Genomic DNA, 23,997 nt, shown 5'->3' on the forward strand with positions numbered 1-23,997 from the left:
TACCCTACCCATTAACTAATGATAATTGCTGTTGATGAGCTTCTGGATCGTCAAAAGTAACCCTACTTCCTGGGTGGAGCAGCTGTACTCCCTGTATAACAACTTGATCACCATCTTCTAGGGGAGCATCCACAAATACCTTATCTGCCTTATGCTTAATAATTGATACTGGAATAGGTTCTACCTTCCCCTCTCTTACACGCCAAACAAAGGATCCAAGGCTGTTCCATTGAACCGCAAGAGGATTTACAACAGGGAAAGAACCACCACGGAATTGAAACGCAACAGAAAAAGACATACCAGACAAGAGCGTATCTTTTTCATTGTTAATTTCAACTTGAACGTGAAGCGTACGGCTTTTCGAATCAACAACATTATCAATCGCATAAATATGACCAATCAAAACTTTACCTGGCTGTGCCGTCAATGTCGCGGTCACTTCATCTCCTTTATGTATTTGCGATACATATCGTTCAGGAACCCAGATATCAACTAAAATACGCTCTCTATTCTCAATATGGCCTATCACAGTATTAAGAGTCACAGCATTGCCCTCATCAATGGGTAAAATGCCAATAACTCCACTCATTGGTGCACGAATTGTGCGCCGATCAAGCGCCAAATCAGCATCACGCAAAGCCAAATTTGCATTATCAAGCTCTAAGCGTGCAGTAACTTCCTGAACCTCTGTTGCTGTATTAGTGGAACGTAATTTAAGAACACGTGAAAGCGTTAATGCACTATTATCACGTTGTATTTTTGCTTTTGCAGCTGTTATCTCTTCCTTTTTAGAATCAAGCTTTGCAATCGCATCACCCTCTTGTACTTTGGTACCAGATGACACAAAAAGCTTATCAACAATACCTGATGACCAAGGAGTTAACTTCACCGCAGCGAATGCTCGTCCACTACCAAGTGCATTCAACTGCTCATAAAAATCTTGAACCTTAACAAGATCAACAACAACACTTGTCGGTGGCCTTCCCGCCAACGTATTTGATGTTTTATTCGTTACAGAAACAAATCGTCCTGAACTCTGTTTCCCCTCTAAGTAAGCAACCATCACAACGACAACGAAAAACACCGGTGGAAAGATCTTTTTTAACAACCCCATAACATCTATCCTTGCTTTTAACATGCAAATCTGTTCGAAATACTCTTCAACAGTAGCATCCGAATTTCAAACAAAAACCGAATTGTAGGCGGTGTATTCTGCTCCTCACTGCAAAAATACCTCACTTATATCTGATTATCCTGCATAGCTTAAATCGTCAAGTTAACTATCGTTCATAATAATAAAACGCCATGAAAAAACCCAACTAAAACCAGGAATATACTTCAATTTTTACTATAAAGTGTAGAACAGACAAAATGATAAAATTTCTATTTTTACTAAGTTTCACTTGCAATTTTTAAATGAAACGATTAGGAAACCTTTGTTCTTACATGATGTAAAAATTGAGAAATGTACGCACCCGTAGCTCAGCTGGATAGAGCACCAGACTACGAATCTGGGGGTCAGGAGTTCGAATCTCTTCGGGTGCGCCACACTCCTCCCTTAAGCTCAAATATCTCTCGTGAATACAATTCTTCAGAAAGTGAGACATATTCTATAGCACTTTGAACAGGCCTTATATTTCCTTATGCTTTAGAAAATAGCTTTGCACTTCTCAACCATCACCCCTCCGCTTTCTCAATAAAGGAACAACTGCAACGAATTTTGGTTATTCTATTTTAAATTTTCCCTTTAAGTAAAACATGAAAAAGAAGGCGAAAAAATTCTCGATATCTTTGATAATTTAGTTACATCGCAATGAGAAACTATCACTTCTCATCAAATAAAAAAGTCTACTTTAGTTGAGAAGCCAATTTTATGATATATCATAAGCTCTAAAATCTTCAGGTATTCATTGTATTTTTGCTATCAACTATTTTGCAATTGGTACCGATGCTGAAATAAATACCCATTTTAAAATTCTGTATCAGGATAACCTTCCACTTGTTGAGAAAATTAATTCTATCACAATGGACGTAATATGATGCACGGGGAGCCATCATTCCAGATCCTCTTCTTCTCAAACAGTTTGAACTACTGGGGAAAAAGGGATTTTATCACGTACCCCATGTAAATGAACAGCCCTCCCCCCTTATCCATTTTCTTCTGATTCTAATCAACATGGTGCCCCTATTGATTTTGAAACTTCTGTACGAGAAGTTTACCTCTTACTTGCTGCAAGCTTTATTTTCATCATTTGCGTAGATGTTATAACTATGCCTAACTTACCGCATGACCCTATCGCTGAAAAATGCCTTATAGTAAAAAGAATAGAATTTTAAAAAGCGATATAGACAAATACCTTCTTTCTATGATATGCCTTTTAAAAGTATATATCCTTTTAGATATCTCTATTTAAAAGGAAGTGGGTTTTTTCTCATTATTTATGACAGTTAAACAAAGCAGGATAGGTCGTGCAAGTACTCGTTCGTGATAATAATATTGATCAGGCGCTACGCGCACTGAAAAAGAAAATGCAGCGTGAAGGCATTTTTCGTGAAATGAAAATGCGTGGTTATTATGAGAAGCCATCGGAAAAGCGTGCTCGTGAAAAGGCTGAGGCTGTTCGCCGTACACGTAAGCTTGCTCGTAAGCGCGCACAAAGAGAGGGTCTTATTAGCAACGCTCGGGTTTCTGCACTAAAATAGTGTACTTTTTATCAATGGACTATAGAGTTATATTGGTAAGTACACGAGCATTAATGGTATGTATTTAGTGTTTGTATTGTGATATGAGTGTGGTGCTTTTTCACTTTATTTTGGCTTGCTATACTTCTTTATAAACGTAGTGGTTTATTTTTTCTTATAGCACTGTTACAGTTTTTGCTTCAATATTGGATATTTTAAGTAATGTGAACAGCAAGCGTTTGTTTGCAAAGTATTGGAATCTCTGCTGTTATGTAGTATACACAGTGCGAGCAGAGTGTTTTTTGCTGTTTCTGCAATATAATTTTTTCTTATGCAAAAATCCTGTTATGATTTTATCTCATGGTATTAAATATTCACTACCTTTCAACTCGCCTTGATAAGATCAGACAATGAGATATAAATTACTATCACAATATGCAACTGGATATGCAGAGGATATAATAATAATTCAGACATGCAATTCCCTCTTAACTTATTAAACGAAGCAATAAAATTCTGAAACTTTTAGTGTTACATAACAATCCAGAATTAAGGCATGTTTATATAATCCACCTGACCATTTACATACTACAGCATTATTGCTTAATCAAACTGAACTATCTTACAACCAAACCGCACAATCTGTAAGATTCGTTGCCACTGAGAATCAACCTCTTTGTGTTTACAAAGTCAAAATCAACCCGTAAATCTTGAACTCCTCTCAGTGCCGCCTGTACTCTTGCAATTTAAATAATTCATTAATCGTATGCTCAATCCTATTCTAAAGCTTCTTTTCAACTTACATGATCATTTGATGAATCTATTATTGAATAATTTCCTGAGCTCAGAATGTACGGATAACTATATGCCCATTTCAGAAATAAACTGCACAAATAGATGCAATATTCTAATCCTATCTGTCATACAAAAGCTGATCCAAATTACAAGATACTTAACCGTCCCAATACTCCACATAAATCTCAAACACACGACTGTTTAAGATCTGGAAGCTTATTTTAAAATACACAATGATACACAAAGCGACATTGAGAGGTTCAAGTTTCTTTTTACTTATTCCATTATCTTTGTAACAATTTTCTTATTATTTAGATCTCTTTAACTAACCCCATGTTATAGCTTTCAGCTCCCAGTCCTGTCTTCAAGATCTTAATTGCTAATCTATAGAAACGAAGAGATAAAAGGTTTAACTGTGCAACATTCCGGTTGGTTTCGATTCTCAATGCTTGCATTATGTATACTAATGCTAGGAATCGTTGTGTTCAGTTCACCGCGTTTTTTGTACGCACAAACACTTAATCAAAATTTAGGACCAAGTGGTTTGCCTCTTCCTCGATTTGCTTCGATTAAACCCACCCGTGTCAATGTGCGTGTTGGACCAGGGAGCAATTATTCTATCGTCTTTACTTACAAAAAACAGGGTTTGCCTATTGAAATCATCCAAGAATATGATCAATGGCGCAAAATTCGTGACGCTGAAGGCGATGAGGGATGGATATATCAATCGCTTTTATCTGGAAAACGAACCGCTATAACTATTCCATGGCAAAAAGATAAAACAAAAAGGCTAATGCTACGCAAAAAACCCGAAGATACTGCAGAACTTGTGGCAGAAATAGAGCCTAATGTTATTGGTAATATTCGTCAATGCGATGGGCACTGGTGCGAATTAAATATTAATAATATCCGAGGATGGCTTCAACAACCTCAATTATGGGGAATCTATCCTGATGAAAAAATAAAAAGTTGGTGAAGCTTCAAACCAATTAAGACTAATTTTGATTCCTTATTTTATACCCTATATCAGATTAGCTTTTTGGTTTTAACCGAACTATTAAATCAACATGCGAAATTTCCATACCTTCTGGTGGTTTAGGTAAATTCCCAATAATCGGAGCTTCTTCCAAATTACAAGGAATATCAAGAATACGATTTTCGCCTTCTATATAAAAGTGATAATGATCAGACGTATCGGTATCAAACCAAGTTTTCGAACCTTCTACGGCAATAATCCGTAGCAACCCCGCTTCTGTAAATTGGTGAAGCGTATTATAAACAGTAGCTAAAGATACAGGCACACCTAACCTAATTGCCTCTTCATATAGCTCTTCAGCAGCAATATGATGATTACCTTTAGAAAAAATCATATTAGCAAGTTCTAATCGCTGGCGAGTCGGTCGCAAACCATTTTGACGTAAATGTTCTTCTAATTTAGAAATGGAGTAACAACCCGCAACCTCCTTAGAATTCTTTATAGCCTTTTGCTTTTCATTCAACTCTAAATTGTCTACGCTCAACGACATATCAAAAACCATAACATGTTATTTTCAAATAAGGTAAAATACAAAAAATAAAAACAAGATGATATAATTTTTCATCCCATTTAAATAACTTACCACGAAGAATACATAAAAAAGAGCTTTTGTCATTAAAAATGATATAAAATCATTTCCCTCTCCTTAAAATTTGCTCTAAAAGTATGTTTAGGAAAAGCGCAGAAGTAAAAGTATAAGCAAATAAATGGAGTAAAAATGGCCGAACAAAAGTCTCGCTACACTTATGAGGAGCTTCTAAGCTGCGCTCGCAGCGAAATGTTTGGTAAAGGTAATGCACAATTGCCTGCACCACCAATGTTGATGATTCATCGAATCACCCAAATTAGTAAAACTGGTGGTGAATACAACAAAGGAATGCTCCGTGCTGAATTTGATATTACTCCTAATCTTTGGTTCTTTGACTGCCACTTTATAGGTGATCCGGTTATGCCAGGGTGTCTCGGTTTAGATGCTATGTGGCAATTAACAGGTTTTTTTCTCGGTTGGTTAGGTGAACCAGGAAAAGGGAGAGCTATATCAACAGGTGAACTAAAATTATCAGGTATGGTAACTCCAAAAACCAAACTTCTTGAATATGGAATAGACTTTAAACGTATCCGACGTGGAAATTTGGTCTTGGGAATAGCCGATGGGTGGGTAAAAGCAGATGGAGAAGCCATCTATAAAGCTAGTGATTTACGTGTCGCTTTATTTAAATAAGATTAAAATTATTTCCATTACAAAAGACATTTTGTTATTCTGTACGAAACAAGGAGGTATGAATGCGTCGAGTTGTTGTAACTGGAATGGGAATTATCTCCGCGATTGGAAATAATACTCAAGCTGTTTTAAACAGTTTATATGAAACAAAATCCGGAATTTCTTATGCACCCCAGTATACAGAATTAGGCTTTCGTAGCAGAGTTCATGGCAAACCTGATATCAATGTAGAAGATTTTGTTGACCGACGTGCTTTGCGCTTTCATGGACGCGGAACTGCCTGGAATCATATTGCTATGGATCAAGCAGTTGCTGATGCAAGCTTAGAAATGCATGAAGTATCAAATGAACGTACAGGCATCATTATGGGCTCTGGAGGTGCTTCAACTCGATCAATTGTTGAAGCTGCTGACGTTACACGCCAAAAAGGTCCAAAACGCGTTGGTCCTTTTGTCGTACCTAAGGCTATGAGTTCTACAGCATCTGCAACGCTTGCAACTTTTTTTAAAATTAAAGGAGTGAACTATTCAATCTCCTCAGCCTGTGCCACCTCTAATCATTGTATTGGCAATGCTTATGAGTTGATAAAATATGGCAAGCAGGATCGTGTCTTTGCCGGTGGTTGTGAAGATCTGGACTGGACATTATCTGTTTTATTTGACGCTATGGGCGCTATGTCCAGCAAATATAATGACGTTCCAGAAAAAGCTTCGCGTGCCTATGATATCAATCGTGATGGGTTTGTGATTGCTGGTGGAGCTGGCGTTTTAGTTCTTGAAGAGCTAGAACTTGCTAAAGCACGTGGTGCAAAAATCTACGGAGAAATTGTTGGATATGGCGCTACATCCGACGGGCATGATATGGTTGCTCCATCTGGAAAGGGAGCAGAACGATGTATGCGCATGGCACTGGAAACGGTAAATAATAAAATTGATTATATCAACCCTCATGCAACAGCAACTCCTGTTGGAGATCCCCCTGAAATAGAAGCGATCCGCCGTATTTTTGGATCAGGTGATCAATGCCCACCAATTTCTGCTACAAAATCTCTTACTGGTCATTCCTTGGGAGCAGCAGGCGTTCAAGAAGCAATCTACGCACTGTTAATGATGAATCATAATTTTATTTGTGAGAGTGCTCATATTGAAGAACTTGATCCGGCTTTTGCCGACATGCCAATCGTTCGTGAACGTCGTGATAATCAACAACTTAATACTGTATTATCAAATACGTTTGGTTTTGGCGGTACAAATGCAACACTCGTTTTTCAACGCTATGCATAAATAGAAATGCTTGGCTAATTGAAGAAGCAAGGTCTTACGGAGAATAATATGAAAAGTTTGATGGAGGGCAAACGTGGCCTTATTATGGGAATTGCAAATGACCATTCGATTGCGTGGGGTATTGCGTGCCAACTAGCAAAAGCAGGAGCTGAATTAGCATTTACCTATCAAGGAAGTGCTTTTGGAAAGCGGGTTCAACCATTAGCCGAAAAGCTTGGTTGTAAGTTGTTGTTCGAATGTGACGTTGAAAAAATTGAAAATGTCGATCACGTCTTTGAATGTCTTGAAAAAGAATGGAAAACAATTGATTTCATTGTTCACGCCATTGGCTTTTCAGATAAGACCCAGCTAAAAGGGCGTTACGTCGATGTTACAACACGCGAAAATTTTAAGCGTACAATGGTTATTTCTGTTTATTCCTTTACTGAAATTGCCCAACGTGCCGGTAAGCTTATGCCTAATGGAGGTACACTTTTAACACTTACTTATGGAGCTTCACAGCAAGTTGTACCCAACTACAATATCATGGGTATAGCTAAAGCTGCTTTAGAAGCTATGGTACGCTATTTAGCAGCAGATTTTGGCCCCCAAAATATCCGAGTTAATGCAATTTCAGCGGGTCCTATTAGAACTTTAGCAGGTAATGGTATTGCAGCTGCACGTGCAATTTTTTCGTATCAACGCCGTAATGCACCATTGCGTCGTACCGTGGATATCAATGAAATAGGAAAGTCTGCTCTTTACTTACTTTCTGATTTATCATCCGGCGTTACTGGTGAAATTCATTACGTTGACTCAGGTTATAACATTATGTCTATGCCAACGCTTGAAGAATTAAAACAAAGCGAAGAAACTCGGGAGGATAGGACAAACAACCATAATACTTTAAAAAACGACAGCTAAGCAATGAACTAGTTTTTTATGTTTAAGTTATATTACATAAAAAGCCTCATTTAGCTTTACAGTTCAAGTTCTCTAAAGTCTTATTGCTTTGTTTAACGGTTAGTGTAACTTATTTCGAAATTTCTATTATGTGGTATATAATAGGATCCCTGATGTATTTAAATAATTTAAAAATATACAGTATCATACGCTTCATCTTTGAGTTTTCGACTCAGTAATGTATTGGCTGCTTCAATGGGGCTTTTACCACAAAATAAGATTTGATAAATTTGCTCCGTAATCGGCATTTCCACCCCCATACGTTGTGCTAATGTACGCACTTCTTTTGTATTTAAGTAGCCTTCAACAACTTGGCCAATTTGTTTTTTCGCTTCTTCTGGATCCATCCCTCGGCCAAGAAGCATCCCAAAACGACGATTGCGAGACTGATTATCAGTACATGTCAAGACCAAATCACCTAAACCTGTCATACCCATAAATGTGGCAAGCTCAGCGCCCATGGCAATGCCTAAACGACTAATTTCAGCTAATCCTCGTGTAATGAGAGCTATTCTAGCATTTGCGCCAAATCCCATACCGTCTGATATTCCTGCGCCAATAGCAATGACATTTTTGACTGCTCCACCTAATTGAACACCGACCATATCTGGATTACTATAAACTCTAAAATTTTTGCTAGAATGAAAAAGCTTCTGTAGTTCTTCAATAAATTCAGCCTTAGAAGCTGCTACTGTAATAGCAGTGGGCAAACCTGTAGCAAGCTCTTTAGCAAAAGTTGGTCCAGAAAAAACAGCCAAAGGAATTTTATCTCCTAAAATCTCGCGGGCAACTTCTTGTAAGAGGCGTCCTGTACCATGTTCTAGACCTTTCGTTGCCCAAATAACACGCGAATTTTGATCCAAATAAGGCTGGATATTGTGCAATACCTGATGAAATACACAGCTTGGAACAGCAATTAATATGTCACGACTTGCCGTTATCGCAGTCTCAAGCGAAACTTCAAGCGATAGATTTTCAGGAAATTTAATATCGGGTAAAAACCTCTGATTACAACGGTATTTCTGTAATTTTCTGATATGTTGAGGATCCCGCCCCCAAAGTAAAATGCGATGCCCTTTCCGGGCAAGAGCCACGGCTAATGCAGTGCCAAAAGAACCAGCACCAATAACTGTCATCAAAACGGGTTTCATTAAGTTTTCCGATTATTTTTCAAGTTTTTGGTTTTAACTGCACGTTATCTTTACAAATACCTTCAAGTGAGACATCTTTATATAAACTCTCTAAATTCAACAACACTACTTGCTAGAGACTCCGTTTAACACAATATAAAACTTTTTAAAGATCCTTATATTTTACGGAGTAAATTGTATAAATACCATTTTTCATATATTTTATAAATAGCTGCTTCCTTCAAACTAAAATGAAGGTTTTACTAAACTATCAATGGATTTCCTCACTTTTAAAACAAAAGCACATTCAAAATCGTTATGCTCCCTAAATATTTACTCAATTGATACCCTGTGCTTAGCATTCACTTATTCACCTTATATCCCACAAATATTTTTACAATTAATGTCTACAAAAAAGCCAATGCACTTGGCACTGGCTCCATAGATATTTTTATTCTTCATAACTCTCTGCCGGAGCTTGCATATCTAACGCTTGCGCTACTGGCATTTCTACGCCCACTTTTCTACTCTACAGGAACTTTTACACTTTGAAAATGCGAAGGCGCACTTATATCTGATAACTACTCTACAGGCTTTTGTGTACCTAACGATTGCCCCGACAGCGACATAGAACTACCATCTTCTGATATTTCCGTCTCAATAACACGTCCAGAACCACCCATCATATTATAATTCAAATGTGAAATAGCCCACCAAGTGCCCCCAATAATAATAAAAACGCACATAGCAGTAAACCATAAAGCAGCCAAATTCCATTTGGCATCTGGACCAGAATTTAAGTGCAAAAAGAAAACAATTTGCACTATAATCTGGATAATGCCCATTCCAATAAGATACACAACCTTTGTGCTAATTGCCCAACTCTCCATAATCCCATACATCACAGGAATAAAAGAACCCAAAGTGAAAAATACAGCCAAAATAAAACCAATTAAATAGGGAATAGCACTAGGGCCATGTGCTTCGTTATGCACGCTCATTACAATGCTCCTAATAAATAAACCATGGTGAAAACACAAACCCATACAATATCAAGCAAATGCCAGAAAATTGAAAGGCAGGATAAACGTGTCTTATTATCCTGATCCAAGCCACCACGACGAAGATGAAAAAACATCACGATCATCCAGAAAAGACCGACACTGACATGAAGACCATGGGTACCAACCAAAGCAAAAAATGCTGACCAATAGGCGGATAAAACCTCTCTTCCAAAAAGCTGTAAACCTGTTGCAGGATCAATACCTGCATAAGCACCAGGATCGTAATAGAACACTTCATTCAAAAGTTCATGAAATTCATAAACTTCCATCCCAATAAAGCAACATCCAAGTATAAAAGTAATGAACATCCATAAACGCACACCACCAAGATAACCTTTATGCGCTTGTACCATTGCAAACCCATAAGTGATTGATGATAACAATAAAATAGCAGTTTCAACTAAAACAAACGTTAAATTAATAAACTCATTCCCAGCTTTTCCACCACCATAAGAAGCAGAAAAAACAGCAAAGCTTGAAAAAAGCGTTGAGAATAGTATCAAGTCCGACAGAATATAGATCCAAAAACCAAATGTCATTATTGAACTACTGTCGTGATGATGCTCATCAATGTGAGTATTATTCATTGTAGTCGCACTCATATTGTCGCTCCTCGTTCTTTAAGAACAGCTGTAAAATCATCCTCTATTTTTTGTACCTCTTCGGCTGAGATATAATAACCATGGTGATCACCTGTTAACGAATGCCCTACAATCGTTGCAACAAAACCAATCAATCCAATCGCAACAAGCCACCAAATATGCCAAACAAGCGCAAAACCCACGACTAAAGAGAAGAATCCTGCAATAATTCCAGCTGATGTATTTGACGGCATATGAATTTTTGTAAATCCACCTGTTGGACGCTGATAACCATTCTTCTTCATATTCCAATAAGCATCATCAGACTGCACCTCTGGAAGTATTGCAAAATTGTAAGAAGGAGGCGGTGAAGAGGCCAACCACTCAAGTGTCCGTGCATCACCCCAAGAATCATTTAATGTTACCGGTAAGCATCCCTTATGCTTTATACCGTACCAAATCGCTAAAAGCACTTGCAGCACAAAACAAAGGATACCAAGCAAAATAATAAATGCACCCAGCGCAGCAATTATAAACATTGGCTGCCAACTAGGCTCCATATAATGTTGAAGACGACGCGTTGCACCCATTAAACCAAGTGCATAAACCGGGAAAAAAGCAAGGTAAAAACCAACAAACCAACACCAGAAAGATGCAATACCCAATGCCCGATTCGGCTTATAACCAAAAGCTTTTGGAAACCAAAAAGCAATCCCAGCTAAATAAGCAAAAACGACACCTCCAATAATTGTATGATGGAAATGAGCTACCAAAAATAACGAATTATGAAATTGCCAATCAGCAGGTACAATAGACAGCAAAACACCTGTAAGCCCACCTCCAACAAATGTAAAGATCATCCCTATGCACCAAAGCATTGGAGGTTCAAAACGAATCCTACCTTTATACATTGTCAGTAGCCAATTAAAGACTTTTACACCTGTTGGAATCGCGATAATCATTGTCGCAATACCAAAGAAGGTATTCACAGCTTCTCCCCCACCCATTGTAAAGAAATGATGCCCCCAAACAAGAAGAGACAGAACCAAAATAACCAATATTGCCCATACCATCGAGGTATAACCAAAAAGGCGTTTTGAAGAAAAAGTGGACACAACTTCAGAAACAATTCCAAAAGCAGGAACGACTAAAACATAAACTTCAGGATGGCCAAAAATCCAAACATAGTTAATCCATACCATTGGATTTCCACCAGCAACGTTGGTAAAGAAATTCATATGTAAATAACGATCACACGCTAATAGTGCAAAAGCTACAGCCAAGACAGGATAAATAACTAAAATAAGAATGTTGCTGACAAACGCGCTCCAACAAAAGACTGGCATTTTCATCATTGTCATTCCAGGAGCACGCATTTTAATGATGGTCGCAACGAAATTAATTGCTCCCATTGTTGTTGCGATACCAGAAAGCTGAAGCGACCATAAATAATAATCTACTCCCGTATCTGGACTACTTTGTAACTCAGAAAAAGGTGGATACATCAACCATCCCCCTCGGCCAAAGTTACCAACACCTAGTGAGATGTTAATCAGTATTGCCCCTGCAGCTGTAATCCAGAATCCCAGATTATTTGCAAACGGAAAGGCAACATCACGAGCACCAATTTGAAGCGGTATAAGATAATTGAAAAGACCAAATAAAATCGGCGTAGCCATGAAAAAAATCATAATAGTACCATGGGCCGAAAAAATCTGATCAAAATGCTCAGGAGGCAAATATCCTGCCGTTTCACTCCCAAGCGCCAAGGCCTGGTGTGAACGCATCATAATTGCATCAGCAAAACCACGAACAAGCATGATAATACCAAGAATAATGTACATAATGCCGATGCGCTTATGATCAACTGTTGTAATCCAATTTCGCCACAAAATCCCCCACCATCCAAGGACAGTTAAGGCAATAACAGCAATTAAGCCACCCGCAACAATCGCAATACATGTATACAAAACGATTGGTTCATGTGCAAGTGCATGAAAAGCACCAGCCGTAGGATCTGTAAGTCTTCCAAACATTTCTTAGCCCATATAAAATGAATTTCAGTTTAAAAGAAGCCTCATATTTAAAAAGGATTCTCTCTCGATTGATATCCTAAATAACATCAGGATCAAAAACAGAACAAAGCGCTCCCCACAGCGTCTGAGCTGCAGCACGCTTCATTAAATCTTCATTACATACCGTATTTTCATCGACACACCTATTAACAATCCTGTAATAAAGCCGCTTCTCAACAGGCGCAAAATAACGTACTTCAGCATCCTTTTCTTTCGCAGCAACATCACTCATACGGGGCGCAACGGAAAGCTGACGATAAGACACACGATCCAACACTTGACCTTTTGCTCGAGCTGTATCAATCCAATTTTCAAAATCCTGCAAAGTTACAGAATGCCACCGAAACCGCATACCTGAAAAACCATCTCCACTGTAATTTGCAGAAGCGCCTTTAAATACTCCTTGCTCATCGGCTATTAAATGTAATTTAGAATTCATCTGCGGCATAGCATAAAGAACAGTGCCTAACTTCGGTACCCAAAATGCATTAACAGAGTTCTCTGACGTCAACTGCAAAAAAACCTGACGACCTTTAGGCGCATAAATTTCATTGATCGATGCGACATTATACTCAGGATAAATAAATAGCCACTTCCAATCAAGAGCGACAACATCTACTTGCAACGGCTTTCCTTCACCAACAACATCTACTGGAAGCGCTTTCTCCGGCTCAAGCTTATAAGTATAATAAGCTGTTAACGACCCCAAAACCATTATTATAACAATTGGAATGCCCCACATAAATGCTTCAATTTTATTGGAATGTCCCCACTCAGGTAAATACTCTGCTCCTGTATTCGAAGCACGATATTTGATAGCTAAAAATACCACGCTAATCATTACTGGAATTACAACGCACAACATAACGAGAGCACAAACAATAATCAAAATGAATTGTTGACGCGCAACATACCCACTTGGCTGAAGAACATCAATTTTACAACCTGATAAAAATAATAATACTCCTAAAATAACAAGCACTTTCACCAGCTTAACAAAGTTTTTCATTTCACCTGCCCCATCATGATCAGAAGTCATTATAAAATAACAGATAACTCCTCTTAAATATGCTTACTTATTTTAAAAAGAATTATCAAGAAAATTCAAATATCAGCATCCACATTATACAATGCCACACTCCTTCCTACCAGACTTAATCTGCCCAGCAAGATATTCAAGTGCAAACCTATACCCCTCACTGCCACACCCCACAATAACCGCATCAACACCTGCAGAAACGTAAGATTTATGACGAAAATCTTCACGCTGATAAATATTGGATAAATGAACCTCTACGACAGGGCCTGTAAACATTTTTAATGCATCAAGGATTGCAATAGATGTGTGGGTATAAGCAGCTGGATTAATAATCAACCCGGAACTTACTCCTATCGCTTCCTGTATCCACTCTACCAACTGCCCCTCACAGTTGCTTTGGTGAAAATTCAATGTCATCCCAAACTTTATTGCGAACTCCGTGCAAAATTGTTTAATATCTTCCAGAGTCTCAGTCCCATAAATTTCTGGCTCACGTCTACCAAGAAAATTTAAATTAGGCCCATTTAAAACCGTTATAATTATAGACATAGTACGTCTCTTCTTCTTGACCATAACCTTATAAAAAAATTTTTAGCATGTTTTTACTACAATAAAGCTCCATCCTTAATTTCAAAAAACTCCGCCCGTCCTTTTAAGGCATCAAATAAGATACGATCTGTTCCTGTCATAAATGTTTGCCCACCTAAATCATCAAGAATATCAAATAAAGCAGCACGCCGATAAGAATCAAGATGAGCAGCCATTTCATCAAGAAGAAGAATGGGGGCTCTATCTGACATCAAGCCCGTTAAACGCGCATGACATAAAACCAAACCCATTAACAAAGCCTTTTGTTCACCTGTTGAACAAGATGCTGCAACCATATTTTTATCAGCATAAAAAACCTGTAAATCTGTGCGATGCGGTCCTTCCAATGTCCGCCCAGCAGCACGATCTATTGCTCGGTTACGCTGCAATCGATCACAAAATTTTTCTTCAACCTCAATCGCTGATATCTTACTAAGGGCCGTTTCTAAAAAACCACTAATTTGCAAAAAAGCCCGTGGAAAAGGTATCTGAGATGGCATTTGTGCAAACATATCATTTAAAAGCCGAACAACATCAATACGTGCGGCAGCAATAGCTGCCGCCAGTTCAGCCATTTGCTTTTCTAAAGCATCAAACCAAGCACAATCTTCATTTCCATCCAAAAATAAACGATTACGCGCACGCATAACCCTCTCATAATCGGCTATGCGGCGACTATGCAAAGGATCAATAGCTAAAACTAGACGATCCAAAAAACGACGACGCTCAAGTGCAGAACCCGTAAAGAGTCCGTCCATAGAAGGAGTCAAGATACTTATATAACAGTAATCTGTTAGACAATCACTTGTTTCATTCACACCATTAATATGTATTTTCCGACTCTTATCACAAGTTTCTAAAGCTGTACCTATATTCACTTCACCATAAAGAGCACATTGAAGACGCGCAAATACAACAAATCCTTCACCTCCACCATCTGCGAAACTAATATCAGAATAGGTCGCACGCCGTAAACCACGCCCCGGAGAAAGAAAAGATAATGCCTCTAAAAGGTTTGTTTTACCAGCACCATTGTGACCAGTAAAAACCACATGCTGACCTGAAAAATGAATATTAAAAGAAGAGTAATTGCGATAACGTACAAGCTTTAGCTGTCTCACTGCCACTTTGTGCACACGACCAGCCACGCATTGCAAAATACTCGCCCCTAAACACGAATGGGCATCAGCACATAAAGCGCATCAGCATCACCATTTTCACGAATCAAAGCTGGAGCTCCAGCTTCAGACAGCATAAAAACCATCTCATCGCTCGAAAGTTGCCCAGCGATATCTAAAAGATAACGTGAATTAAACCCTATCTCAAGTGGATCAGATGTATAACTTGCTGTTAATTGATCTTCCGCACTACCAGAATCAGGATTGTGAACAACAAGCCTCAATTGCTCACGCTTAATCTCTAACTTCACCGCACGCCCACGATTACTCAAAATTGTTGAAACACGATCGACAGCAGCAGAAAAATCCTGCCTGTTGACAACCAGTTTTTTATCATTTCCAGTAGGGATAACACGTTGATAGTCTGGAAATGTTCCATCAATTAACTTTGATGTAAAAACAACTGAACCCACCGAAAAACGAATCTTTGTTTCTGAAATCTCTACACATACATTACTATCATTTTCTTCCGAAAGCAGCTTTTGTAATTCCCCCACGGCCTTACGAGGAATAATGACACCTGGCATACCATCAACATCTGAAGGAGCTTCCATATCAACTTGTGCCAAACGGTGACCATCAGTAGAAACTAAACGTAACTTAAGAACATTATCATTAATAATATGAAAATAAATACCATTAAGATAATAACGAGTTTCTTCAGTTGAAATAGCAAATTGCGTACAATCAAGCAAACATTTCAATTTCGATGCCGAGAGAAAAAAACGATAATCAAATTGACCTGGAAACGACTCTGGAAAATCTGTTGTAGGAAGGCACTGAAGTTGAAAGTTAGCACAACCAGAAAAAACAGACATTTCACTTGGTTGTTTCATGTCAACTGATAATACAATTTCACTGCCATCAGGAAGTTTTCGAACTATATCATACAGCAAATGTGCCGGAACAGTTATTGCTCCTGCTTGTTCAACATTGACTACACAAACTTCTGAAATCTCTAAATCAAGATCTGTAGCCTTTAATCGCACACTGTCATTATCTGCTTCAATCAATACATTCGATAAAATAGGTACAGTATTACGACGCTCTACCACACGGTGAACACGGCCAAGAGATTTGAGAAATTGACTGCGATCAACTACAACACGCATAAAATCTCCGTTACAACTTCCAAAAACAATACTAGCTCTCCAAATTAAAAAAACTATCTCTTTAAAGAATCAGCTCCTGAATTCTATTCAACCTTTCTTAAAATGGCAAGTGACTACTGCGGAGACAAAAACGCCCCCCTCATTCATCTCTCTAGCAATACCCCTCAGAAAAGACAAAAGACTGTAGACACTATGCTGCCTGCTCTCCAATCAACCGCTTAAGCAATTCAAGCTCTTTGGCCAATGTCTGATCTCCACAAACCAAATCTTCAATTTTACGTACAGCGTGTAAAACTGTCGTATGATCACGTCCACCAAAACGACGTCCAATTTCTGGCAATGAACGAGGCGTCAGCATTTTTGCTAAATACATCGCAACCTGTCTCGGCTTCACAACCGTACGTGTCCGACGATTAGACAACAAATCTTGTTTGGAAACATTATAATGGCGCGCAACCGTACGCTGAATTTCTTCAATCCGAATACGCTTAGGTTCACCAGAACGTATCAAATGACCTAACAACTCATCAACCCGTTCTAAGGACAAATCTGATTCAAAAGACTGGCGGAACAGTAATTGATTAAACGCTCCTTCAATATCACGTCCTGATCCTAAAACCGTTCTAGCAATATATTCTAGAATATCATCAGAAATTGAAATCATGCTGTCATCTTGTTGCGCCACCTTCAACCGCTGGCGTAACATTTTCAAACGCATATCGCAATCTGGGGCTTCAATTTCAAGAGCTACCCCTCCCTGAAGACGAGAACGAACCCGAAGATCAAGTGATTCTAATTCTGCTGGTGGACGATCTGCAGCCACAACAACTTGCTTTGCACTATCAAGCAACATATTAAGCAAGTGACAAAACTCGTGCTGTATCGACTTTCCTTGCAAAAACTGCATATCATCGATAATGAGAAGATCAATATCACGAAGCTGCTCTTTAAAAGAAAGAGCATCATTATCACGAATAGCTGTTGCAAAACGCCACATGAAATACTCAGCGGTTAAATAAATAACACGTGCAGATGTTAAACGCTTCAGCGCAGCAGCTGCAATAGCTTGAAGCAAATGTGTTTTTCCTAATCCAACAGACGCATGAATAAAAAGAGGATTAAATCTTAAAGCACTCTTATGCCCTTCTGCAATTGAACGCGCCGCAGCTAAAGCAACACGATTAGAAGCTCCCTCCACAAAACTTTCAAAAGTATAACGAGAATCAAGCGGTGAACCAAAAACACCTGTTTGAACACTCTTTACTGAATGTTCTGTATAATTCTCAATAAAAGATGGTGTTGTCTGCTCTTCCAGAACAACAGGAGCAGCACTTGTTTTACAAACTACGCCGCCCGAAACACGCTTCATACCACGAACGATAACTTCAACGCGAAGAATCGCTGAATTCTCTTGTTTCCACAAATTTGTCAAAAGAGAACCATAGTGGTTATTAATCCAAGAACGCAAAAATGCCGTAGGAACAGAAAGCCTTACAAGATTACGGCTATATTCAGTAAGCTTCACACGGCCAAACCAACTCGTATAAGCCTCAATACCAACCTGTGCCTTCAATTGCGCCATGACACGGGCAAAAGCCGCCACACCTTCCTCCTCTGAAATGATAGGATGCTCTACAGAAGCATTTCTACCAACTGATACATCTATATCTGTCACCTTACTATTTATTATTTTCTCTGCCGACAGGATATTCACCGAAACCCTTTTAAAGGAATTAGCTTTAGAGTTCAATTTATCCACCATCTTTCATCCTGATAAAAATAAAATTTTTCTTGCCAAACAGCTAAAAACCAACTTAGCAAAGGCAAAAAGCCCACCCCAAATAAGATTACTCATCCTCCCCTAGGATAGTCTTCACCACACCCCCGCCAACAAAGATGACCAATAAAATTTACTTGCACTCATGCATATGATCTACTCTTCTAAAATGGCAAACATACCAACTAAAAACTAAAAAACGCGTCAGAATACATATCCAATATAAAAGCTCATCACAGCCTAAACCACACTACCCTATACCCACATACAACATAGGATAATTAACTAATGTGAACCCTGTATATTTTTAGTTTCCACTAGAACCATACAGAACAGCAGAGGGGAAATGCAAGAGGTCAAAATAAAATCAAAAGCCCCTAAAAAACCGCTATAAGTCTGCTCATATAAAGGAGGGATGAGAAAAATAATTGATTCAATTCATTTTTTTTCCTCTAAGTTTACCAATAATTAAAGAATCTCATCAGACTAAAAAAAAAAATAAAAATGCTTGACAAAAAAGACTCTACAAGAATCCACAAAGCTTGTGGATAACCATACAGACTCTAAAAATTTTTTCTAATTTTTTATGGAAAGAATCGCTGTGTAGCTTTTTCCTTAAAAGAGATAAGGTTGCTAAAATAAATAAAAAAACCAGCATCTGCCACAGATGCTGGACTCATTTTCAATGAAATAAAAAAAAGCTAATTGCCAAGAGCCTTCAAGCGCTTTGCTAAACGCGATACTTTTCGTGCAGCAGCATTTTTATGAAAAACCCCTTTGGAAACTGCACGCATAATCTCCGGTTCAAAATTCTTAAACGCTATTTCTGCAGATGCTTTATCACCACCGGCAAAAGCATCATCAAACTTACGCATAAAGGTACGAACACGTGAACGGCGGGCCCTATTAACCTGCGTGCGCACCGCAACCTTACGCACCGCTTTTTGAGCAGAAGATGTATTCGCCATAACTCTCTCTCTCTCTAATGCATCAGATAGAACAAGTCTAAACGACACTTCTATCAACACAAAAAACTAACCCACACAAAACTATAAATCTGTTTCTAACTGTGCAATTTATAACGCAACCTTAAAGCCAACGTCAATCAAATTTTCATAGATGGATATAAAAAAGTAAACTCAACATCTTGACATCCACCCTAATAGTTTCAAAAACACCCCTAAGTGAGCACCTGCGACTCAAACTGCCAAATTACGCAAAACATATTGCAAAATTCCACCATGATGCAAGTAATCCAACTCATCTTCAGTATCAACACGACACAATAATGGAACAGTTTTTATAGTTCCATCAGAAAAAGTGATTGTAGCTACAGTTTTCTGGCGGGGCTTTAAGTTATGGATCCCTTCAATTGTTACCTTTTCATCACCCTTTAAACCACATGATCTCCAGCTTGCACCCTCTTCAAACACAAAGGGAACGATTCCCATACCAACAAGATTAGAGCGATGGATCCGCTCAAAAGACTGTGCAATTACTGCCTTTACACCAAGAAGATTAGTGCCCTTAGCCGCCCAATCACGAGATGACCCATTGCCGTATTCAATACCAGCAAAAACAACAAGCGGAATCCCTTCCCGTTTATACGCCATTGCTGCATCATAAATTGTCTGCTCTTCTTTTGAAGGATAATGAATTGTATAGCCTCCTTCACGACCATTTTCTCCGAGCATGAAGTTACGAATGCGAATATTAGCAAAGGTTCCACGCATCATCACTTCATGATTCCCACGGCGAGTTCCATACTGGTTAAAATCAGCGACGTTAATCCCATGATCTGTCAAATACCTTCCAGCAGGAGAATCGACCTTAATGGAACCGGCAGGAGAAATATGATCTGTCGTAATTTTATCACCAAACAAACCTAAAATCCGAGCATCTTTAATATCTGATAAGACATCAGGAATCTTTCGCATATCATCAAAATACGGCGGATTACGTACATATGTTGATTCCTCATCCCAGGAATAAGTAGCTCCTGTCGGAACCTGAACTTTTTGCCAATTTTCGTCTCCCTTAAACACATCTGCGTATTTTTCGGTAAAAATCTTACGCGTAATATTTTTTTCAATAAATTCCTGTATCTCTTTAGAAGTTGGCCAAATATCTCTTAAATAAACTGACTGACCATCTGAACCTTCTGCAAGAGGCTCCTTAGTTAAATCTTTACGCACCGTTCCTGCTAAAGCATGCGCTACAACTAATGGAGGTGAAGCTAAATAATTGGCCTGCACATCAGGCGATACACGCCCTTCAAAATTACGATTTCCTGAAAGAACTGCAGCTGCAATTAAACCATTGTCATTAATCGCTTTGGAAATAGCTGGTAACAAAGGACCAGAGTTCCCAATACACGTAGTGCATCCAAATCCTACTAAGTTAAATCCTAGTGCATCTAAATCTTTTTGCAAACCTGAATTGTGCAGGTAAGCTTCAACAACCTGCGAACCAGGTGCAAGAGAAGTCTTAACCCATGGCTTACTCTTGAGACCTTTCGCCACAGCATTACGAGCCAAAAGACCTGCAGCAATAAGAACGCTCGGATTTGATGTATTTGTGCAGGAGGTAATTGCAGCAATCACTACATCGCCGTGACCTAGCATATATTCCTCGCCCTCAACCTGATAACGATCACCTTGCACAGCAATCTTTTTATAATCCTCGATCACCACCTTCTCAAACCCTTGTCCAACACTTTCCAATGCAATACGCCCTTCAGGTCGTTTAGGTCCAGCCATAGAAGGCACGACGTCTTCCATATCTAATTCAATTGTATCACTAAAAATGGGATCAACTACTGCTTCATCATGCCACATCCCTTGTGCTTTGGAATAAGCTTCCACTAAAGCAATCCGATTTTCATCACGCCCTGTCATATTAAGATAACGCACCGTTTCCTTGTCAATAGGGAAAAAGCCACACGTTGCCCCATATTCAGGCGCCATATTCGCAATTGTTGCCCGATCAGCAAGCGTCATGTGTTCCAGACCAGGACCAAAAAATTCAACAAATTTACCAACAACACCTTTTTTACGCAAAATTTGCGTCACCATCAATACCAAGTCGGTAGACGTAACACCTTCTTTAAGTTTACCCGTTAAACGAAAACCAATTACTTCAGGCAACAACATAGAAACGGGCTGGCCTAACATTGCTGCCTCGGCTTCAATACCACCGACACCCCAACCTAAAACACCTAAACCATTCACCATAGTTGTATGCGAATCGGTCCCTACACAAGTATCAGGATAAACTATCTGAAGCCCATCCTCATCCTTCATCCACACACATTGCGCTAAATATTCTAGGTTAACCTGATGACAAATTCCTGTTCCTGGAGGAACAACACGAAAATTTTGAAACGCTTGCTGCCCCCATTTAAGGAAACGATAGCGCTCACTATTACGTTCATATTCACGCTCGACATTTTCCTTAAAAGCCAAAGAGTTGCCAAAATTATCAACAATAATCGAATGATCAATGATGAGATCAACGGGAATCAGAGGATTGATTTTCTCAGCATCTCCTCCAAATCTAACCATAGCATCGCGCATTGCAGCAAGGTCAACAACTGCGGGAACACCAGTAAAGTCTTGCATAAGAACACGTGCGGGGCGGTAGGTGATTTCTGCACCAGAACGGCCTTTGTTATTTAACCACCTAGCAACGTTTAAGATATCTTCTTTCTTAACTGTGCGCCCATCCTCAAACCGTAATAAATTTTCAAGAATCACTTTCATCGAAAACGGCAAACGAGAAACACCCTCAAGTTCATTCTTCTCCGCTTCAATCAAATTATAATAAGTATATTTCTTGCCACCAACATCTAAAGTTCTGCGACAATTAAAGCTATCGACTTGAGTCATACCTGCCCACCCTCATACTACAAACTACCTAATCTCCCGGAAGGAACAACACAAACCACGAGTCAAGGTCGTAGCTTGAGTGCAGACGCAATTACCTCCGCATCCATTTCCCCCTCCACCTTTTATTAGCAAATTCAGAAATCGGCGCAAAAATATATTCTACACCAGATGTTGATGTAACGGGTAACTTATAAAACTATTTCTAGAACTATTCTAGGTGTAATTGTATAAAAAACGTATTTTTTATCCTATCATGCAATAAAGATTACAGAAAAAAACAAAACAGGTAAGCACATGATATTATCGGGTAAAGCTTTAGCAGCTTACAGAAACGAAGAAATTCTGTTCCAAGATCTTTCTTTTTGTTTATTCCCACAGCAACTTATGACAATTACAGGCTCAAATGGAATCGGAAAATCCACATTACTCCGAATCATTATCGGTCTGCTTGAAGCTGCCAAAGGTGATGTAATACTTAAAGACCATGAACAAACATATCCGGTAGCAACTGCATGTCATTATCTTGGCCCTCAAAACGCTATGAAACCTCTTTTATCCGTCATCGATAATCTAAAATTTTGGTCAGCATTTTATGGACAACATCTACTCTATCCGCATGAAGCTCTTGCTGACATCGGTCTTTCTGAGCTTGAAAAATTACCCTTCCATGTTTTATCAACCGGACAAAAAAGGCGTGTAGCTATTGCTCGTCTTTTGCTCTCATATCGTCCTATTTGGATTTTAGATGAACCAATGTTGGGGCTTGATAAAAATGCTCAAATCCTCCTTACTAATATTTTTCAGCGCCATCTAAACCAAGGCGGCATGATTATCGCTGCAACCCATAATCCCCTCGGTATTCCAGAAAACCACAAAATCGCTTTAGAAAATTTTTTACCTCCCAAGGAGAAAAGAAAATGAAAGCACTGTTCTGGCGTGATCTTAAATTAAGCTTAGCACCACAAGTCTCTTCATTAACAGGACTTTTATTTTTCATCGCTGTTATTATGATAACTCCTTTCGCTATCGGGCCAAATCCTAAAATTCTTGCACAAATAGGCCCAGGCATATTATGGTTTGGAGCCCTTCTTGCAGGGATCCTAAATCTGAATAAACTTTTTCAAACTGATCGTGATGATGGAAGTCTTGATCAATTCATCCTTTCTGAATACAGTCATAGTTTCACATTAATTGTATTTACCAAATGTCTTGCCCATTGGGTGGGAACTATGTTGCCCCTCATCTGTGCTACTCCTATTTTAGCATTCATGCTCCATTTAGATATCACAATAACTTTTACAACAGTGCTGACCCTCTTATGCGGAACACCTGCCATTATTTTTATTGGCGCTATAGGAGCAGCCCTTGCAGCATCATTATTGCACAGCACTCTTCTAACCTTTATCATTATTTTGCCATGGATCATTCCAATCATAATTTTCGGTGTTTCGGCTGCTACAGCTCCAACAAACCCAAATGTTTCTTTTCTCACATCCTTAGCTCTTCTTATTGCTTTTTCACTTCTTTTGAGTCTTTTTAGCTCTTTTGTTGCAGCTATAACGCTCAAGTTTTTATCAGAACAGTAAAAGATGGTTGCCGCACCGCA

Annotated in this window: 20 protein-coding genes, 1 tRNA gene and 1 pseudogene; 9 read left to right on the forward strand and 13 right to left on the reverse strand. The window is 38.8% G+C overall.

Annotated features, from left to right (window positions below):
* Nucleotides 1-4 precede the first annotated feature (4 nt).
* The gene (locus tag WCP76_RS00080) at nt 5-1,114 is read right to left on the reverse strand and encodes an efflux RND transporter periplasmic adaptor subunit (protein ID WP_336293653.1); all 1,110 of its coding nucleotides are present in this window, start codon (nt 1,112-1,114) and stop codon (nt 5-7) included.
* A 357-nt stretch (nt 1,115-1,471) separates the two neighbouring features.
* On the opposite strand from WCP76_RS00080, the gene WCP76_RS00085 reads away from it, so the two are divergent.
* The 4 genes and pseudogenes from WCP76_RS00085 to WCP76_RS00095 all read left to right on the forward strand — a co-directional run bounded on the left by WCP76_RS00085 (nt 1,472) and on the right by WCP76_RS00095 (nt 4,453).
* Nucleotides 1,472-1,548: transfer RNA gene (locus tag WCP76_RS00085), tRNA-Arg, on the forward strand.
* Between the two features lie 612 nt (nt 1,549-2,160).
* A pseudogene (locus tag WCP76_RS06510) lies at nt 2,161-2,337 on the forward strand (formate--tetrahydrofolate ligase); the annotation flags it as partial.
* 132 nt (nt 2,338-2,469) lie between these two features.
* Entirely contained in the window at nt 2,470-2,703 is a 234-nt protein-coding gene (gene rpsU / locus WCP76_RS00090; RefSeq protein ID WP_336293654.1) for a 30S ribosomal protein S21, read from the forward strand.
* 1,189 nt (nt 2,704-3,892) lie between these two features.
* Nucleotides 3,893-4,453: an SH3 domain-containing protein gene (locus WCP76_RS00095; protein WP_336293655.1), complete on the forward strand. Its 561-nt coding sequence runs from the start codon at nt 3,893-3,895 to the stop codon at nt 4,451-4,453.
* A 55-nt stretch (nt 4,454-4,508) separates the two neighbouring features.
* Here the strand turns inward: WCP76_RS00095 and irrA are convergent, their stop codons facing one another.
* Nucleotides 4,509-5,003, reverse strand: coding sequence for an iron response transcriptional regulator IrrA (gene irrA, locus WCP76_RS00100; RefSeq protein ID WP_336293656.1), 495 nt, complete (start codon nt 5,001-5,003; stop codon nt 4,509-4,511).
* Between the two features lie 228 nt (nt 5,004-5,231).
* Here irrA and fabA point away from each other — a divergent pair, with 228 nt between their 5' ends.
* From fabA to fabI, 3 genes are all read left to right on the forward strand, one after another.
* Nucleotides 5,232-5,735 (forward strand): 3-hydroxyacyl-[acyl-carrier-protein] dehydratase FabA, encoded by a 504-nt coding sequence (gene fabA / locus WCP76_RS00105; protein ID WP_336293657.1) that lies wholly within the window; start codon nt 5,232-5,234, stop codon nt 5,733-5,735.
* Nucleotides 5,736-5,797: 62 nt separating this feature from the next.
* The gene (fabB, locus tag WCP76_RS00110) at nt 5,798-7,018 is read left to right on the forward strand and encodes a beta-ketoacyl-ACP synthase I (protein ID WP_336293658.1); all 1,221 of its coding nucleotides are present in this window, start codon (nt 5,798-5,800) and stop codon (nt 7,016-7,018) included.
* A 48-nt stretch (nt 7,019-7,066) separates the two neighbouring features.
* The gene (gene fabI / locus WCP76_RS00115; RefSeq protein ID WP_336293659.1) at nt 7,067-7,921 is read left to right on the forward strand and encodes an enoyl-ACP reductase FabI; all 855 of its coding nucleotides are present in this window, start codon (nt 7,067-7,069) and stop codon (nt 7,919-7,921) included.
* Between the two features lie 167 nt (nt 7,922-8,088).
* Here the strand turns inward: fabI and gpsA are convergent, their stop codons facing one another.
* From gpsA to acnA, 11 genes are all read right to left on the reverse strand, one after another.
* Entirely contained in the window at nt 8,089-9,111 is a 1,023-nt protein-coding gene (gpsA, locus tag WCP76_RS00120) for an NAD(P)H-dependent glycerol-3-phosphate dehydrogenase (RefSeq protein ID WP_336293660.1), read from the reverse strand.
* A 560-nt stretch (nt 9,112-9,671) separates the two neighbouring features.
* A complete protein-coding gene (cyoD, locus tag WCP76_RS00125; RefSeq protein ID WP_336293661.1) occupies nt 9,672-10,091 on the reverse strand; it encodes a cytochrome o ubiquinol oxidase subunit IV in 420 nt (139 codons plus the stop codon).
* Entirely contained in the window at nt 10,091-10,756 is a 666-nt protein-coding gene (locus WCP76_RS00130) for a cytochrome (ubi)quinol oxidase subunit III (RefSeq protein WP_336293662.1), read from the reverse strand. Before WCP76_RS00130 ends, cyoD begins: the two co-directional genes overlap by 1 nt.
* A complete protein-coding gene (gene cyoB, locus WCP76_RS00135; RefSeq protein ID WP_336293663.1) occupies nt 10,753-12,771 on the reverse strand; it encodes a cytochrome o ubiquinol oxidase subunit I in 2,019 nt (672 codons plus the stop codon). The genes WCP76_RS00130 and cyoB overlap by 4 nt, the downstream gene beginning before the upstream one ends.
* A 76-nt stretch (nt 12,772-12,847) precedes the next feature.
* Nucleotides 12,848-13,819, reverse strand: a complete 972-nt coding sequence (gene cyoA, locus WCP76_RS00140; RefSeq protein WP_336293664.1) for a ubiquinol oxidase subunit II — start codon at nt 13,817-13,819, stop codon at nt 12,848-12,850.
* Between the two features lie 114 nt (nt 13,820-13,933).
* A complete protein-coding gene (aroQ, locus tag WCP76_RS00145; protein WP_336293665.1) occupies nt 13,934-14,398 on the reverse strand; it encodes a type II 3-dehydroquinate dehydratase in 465 nt (154 codons plus the stop codon).
* A gap of 56 nt (nt 14,399-14,454) precedes the next feature.
* Nucleotides 14,455-15,585, reverse strand: a complete 1,131-nt coding sequence (recF, locus tag WCP76_RS00150) for a DNA replication/repair protein RecF (protein WP_336293666.1) — start codon at nt 15,583-15,585, stop codon at nt 14,455-14,457.
* 20 nt (nt 15,586-15,605) lie between these two features.
* Nucleotides 15,606-16,727, reverse strand: coding sequence for a DNA polymerase III subunit beta (dnaN, locus tag WCP76_RS00155; protein ID WP_336293667.1), 1,122 nt, complete (start codon nt 16,725-16,727; stop codon nt 15,606-15,608).
* 190 nt (nt 16,728-16,917) lie between these two features.
* Entirely contained in the window at nt 16,918-18,489 is a 1,572-nt protein-coding gene (gene dnaA / locus WCP76_RS00160) for a chromosomal replication initiator protein DnaA (RefSeq protein WP_336293668.1), read from the reverse strand.
* A 716-nt stretch (nt 18,490-19,205) separates the two neighbouring features.
* Nucleotides 19,206-19,472, reverse strand: coding sequence for a 30S ribosomal protein S20 (gene rpsT, locus WCP76_RS00165; protein WP_336293669.1), 267 nt, complete (start codon nt 19,470-19,472; stop codon nt 19,206-19,208).
* 231 nt (nt 19,473-19,703) lie between these two features.
* The gene (acnA, locus tag WCP76_RS00170) at nt 19,704-22,391 is read right to left on the reverse strand and encodes an aconitate hydratase AcnA (RefSeq protein WP_336293670.1); all 2,688 of its coding nucleotides are present in this window, start codon (nt 22,389-22,391) and stop codon (nt 19,704-19,706) included.
* Between the two features lie 294 nt (nt 22,392-22,685).
* On the opposite strand from acnA, the gene ccmA reads away from it, so the two are divergent.
* Together ccmA and ccmB are read left to right on the forward strand one after the other, a co-directional pair.
* Complete coding sequence (gene ccmA / locus WCP76_RS00175) at nt 22,686-23,312, forward strand: heme ABC exporter ATP-binding protein CcmA (protein WP_336293671.1); 627 nt, start codon at nt 22,686-22,688, stop codon at nt 23,310-23,312.
* Nucleotides 23,309-23,977 carry a heme exporter protein CcmB gene (ccmB, locus tag WCP76_RS00180; RefSeq protein ID WP_336293672.1) on the forward strand — a complete coding sequence of 223 codons (669 nt, stop codon included), beginning with the start codon at nt 23,309-23,311 and terminating at the stop codon, nt 23,975-23,977. The genes ccmA and ccmB overlap by 4 nt, the downstream gene beginning before the upstream one ends.
* Nucleotides 23,978-23,997: the final 20 nt, after the last annotated feature.

This window comes from Bartonella vaga (assembly GCF_037070895.1).
GTDB lineage: Bacteria > Pseudomonadota > Alphaproteobacteria > Rhizobiales > Rhizobiaceae > Bartonella.

What these genes read in the sequence shown, in the direction of transcription:
- cyoD (WP_336293661.1), bottom strand. Translation starts at nt 10,091, where the DNA reads ATGAGCGTGCATAACGAAGCACATGGCCCTAGTGCTATTCCCTATTTA.
- cyoA (WP_336293664.1), bottom strand. Translation starts at nt 13,819, where the DNA reads ATGAAAAACTTTGTTAAGCTGGTGAAAGTGCTTGTTATTTTAGGAGTA.
- fabI (WP_336293659.1), top strand. Translation starts at nt 7,067, where the DNA reads ATGAAAAGTTTGATGGAGGGCAAACGTGGCCTTATTATGGGAATTGCA.
- WCP76_RS00130 (WP_336293662.1), bottom strand. Translation starts at nt 10,756, where the DNA reads ATGAGTGCGACTACAATGAATAATACTCACATTGATGAGCATCATCAC.
- acnA (WP_336293670.1), bottom strand. Translation starts at nt 22,391, where the DNA reads ATGACTCAAGTCGATAGCTTTAATTGTCGCAGAACTTTAGATGTTGGT.
- gpsA (WP_336293660.1), bottom strand. Translation starts at nt 9,111, where the DNA reads ATGAAACCCGTTTTGATGACAGTTATTGGTGCTGGTTCTTTTGGCACT.
- fabA (WP_336293657.1), top strand. Translation starts at nt 5,232, where the DNA reads ATGGCCGAACAAAAGTCTCGCTACACTTATGAGGAGCTTCTAAGCTGC.
- irrA (WP_336293656.1), bottom strand. Translation starts at nt 5,003, where the DNA reads ATGTCGTTGAGCGTAGACAATTTAGAGTTGAATGAAAAGCAAAAGGCT.
- fabB (WP_336293658.1), top strand. Translation starts at nt 5,798, where the DNA reads ATGCGTCGAGTTGTTGTAACTGGAATGGGAATTATCTCCGCGATTGGA.
- aroQ (WP_336293665.1), bottom strand. Translation starts at nt 14,398, where the DNA reads ATGTCTATAATTATAACGGTTTTAAATGGGCCTAATTTAAATTTTCTT.
- ccmA (WP_336293671.1), top strand. Translation starts at nt 22,686, where the DNA reads ATGATATTATCGGGTAAAGCTTTAGCAGCTTACAGAAACGAAGAAATT.
- rpsT (WP_336293669.1), bottom strand. Translation starts at nt 19,472, where the DNA reads ATGGCGAATACATCTTCTGCTCAAAAAGCGGTGCGTAAGGTTGCGGTG.
- dnaN (WP_336293667.1), bottom strand. Translation starts at nt 16,727, where the DNA reads ATGCGTGTTGTAGTTGATCGCAGTCAATTTCTCAAATCTCTTGGCCGT.
- dnaA (WP_336293668.1), bottom strand. Translation starts at nt 18,489, where the DNA reads ATGGTGGATAAATTGAACTCTAAAGCTAATTCCTTTAAAAGGGTTTCG.
- ccmB (WP_336293672.1), top strand. Translation starts at nt 23,309, where the DNA reads ATGAAAGCACTGTTCTGGCGTGATCTTAAATTAAGCTTAGCACCACAA.
- WCP76_RS00080 (WP_336293653.1), bottom strand. Translation starts at nt 1,114, where the DNA reads ATGGGGTTGTTAAAAAAGATCTTTCCACCGGTGTTTTTCGTTGTCGTT.
- cyoB (WP_336293663.1), bottom strand. Translation starts at nt 12,771, where the DNA reads ATGTTTGGAAGACTTACAGATCCTACGGCTGGTGCTTTTCATGCACTT.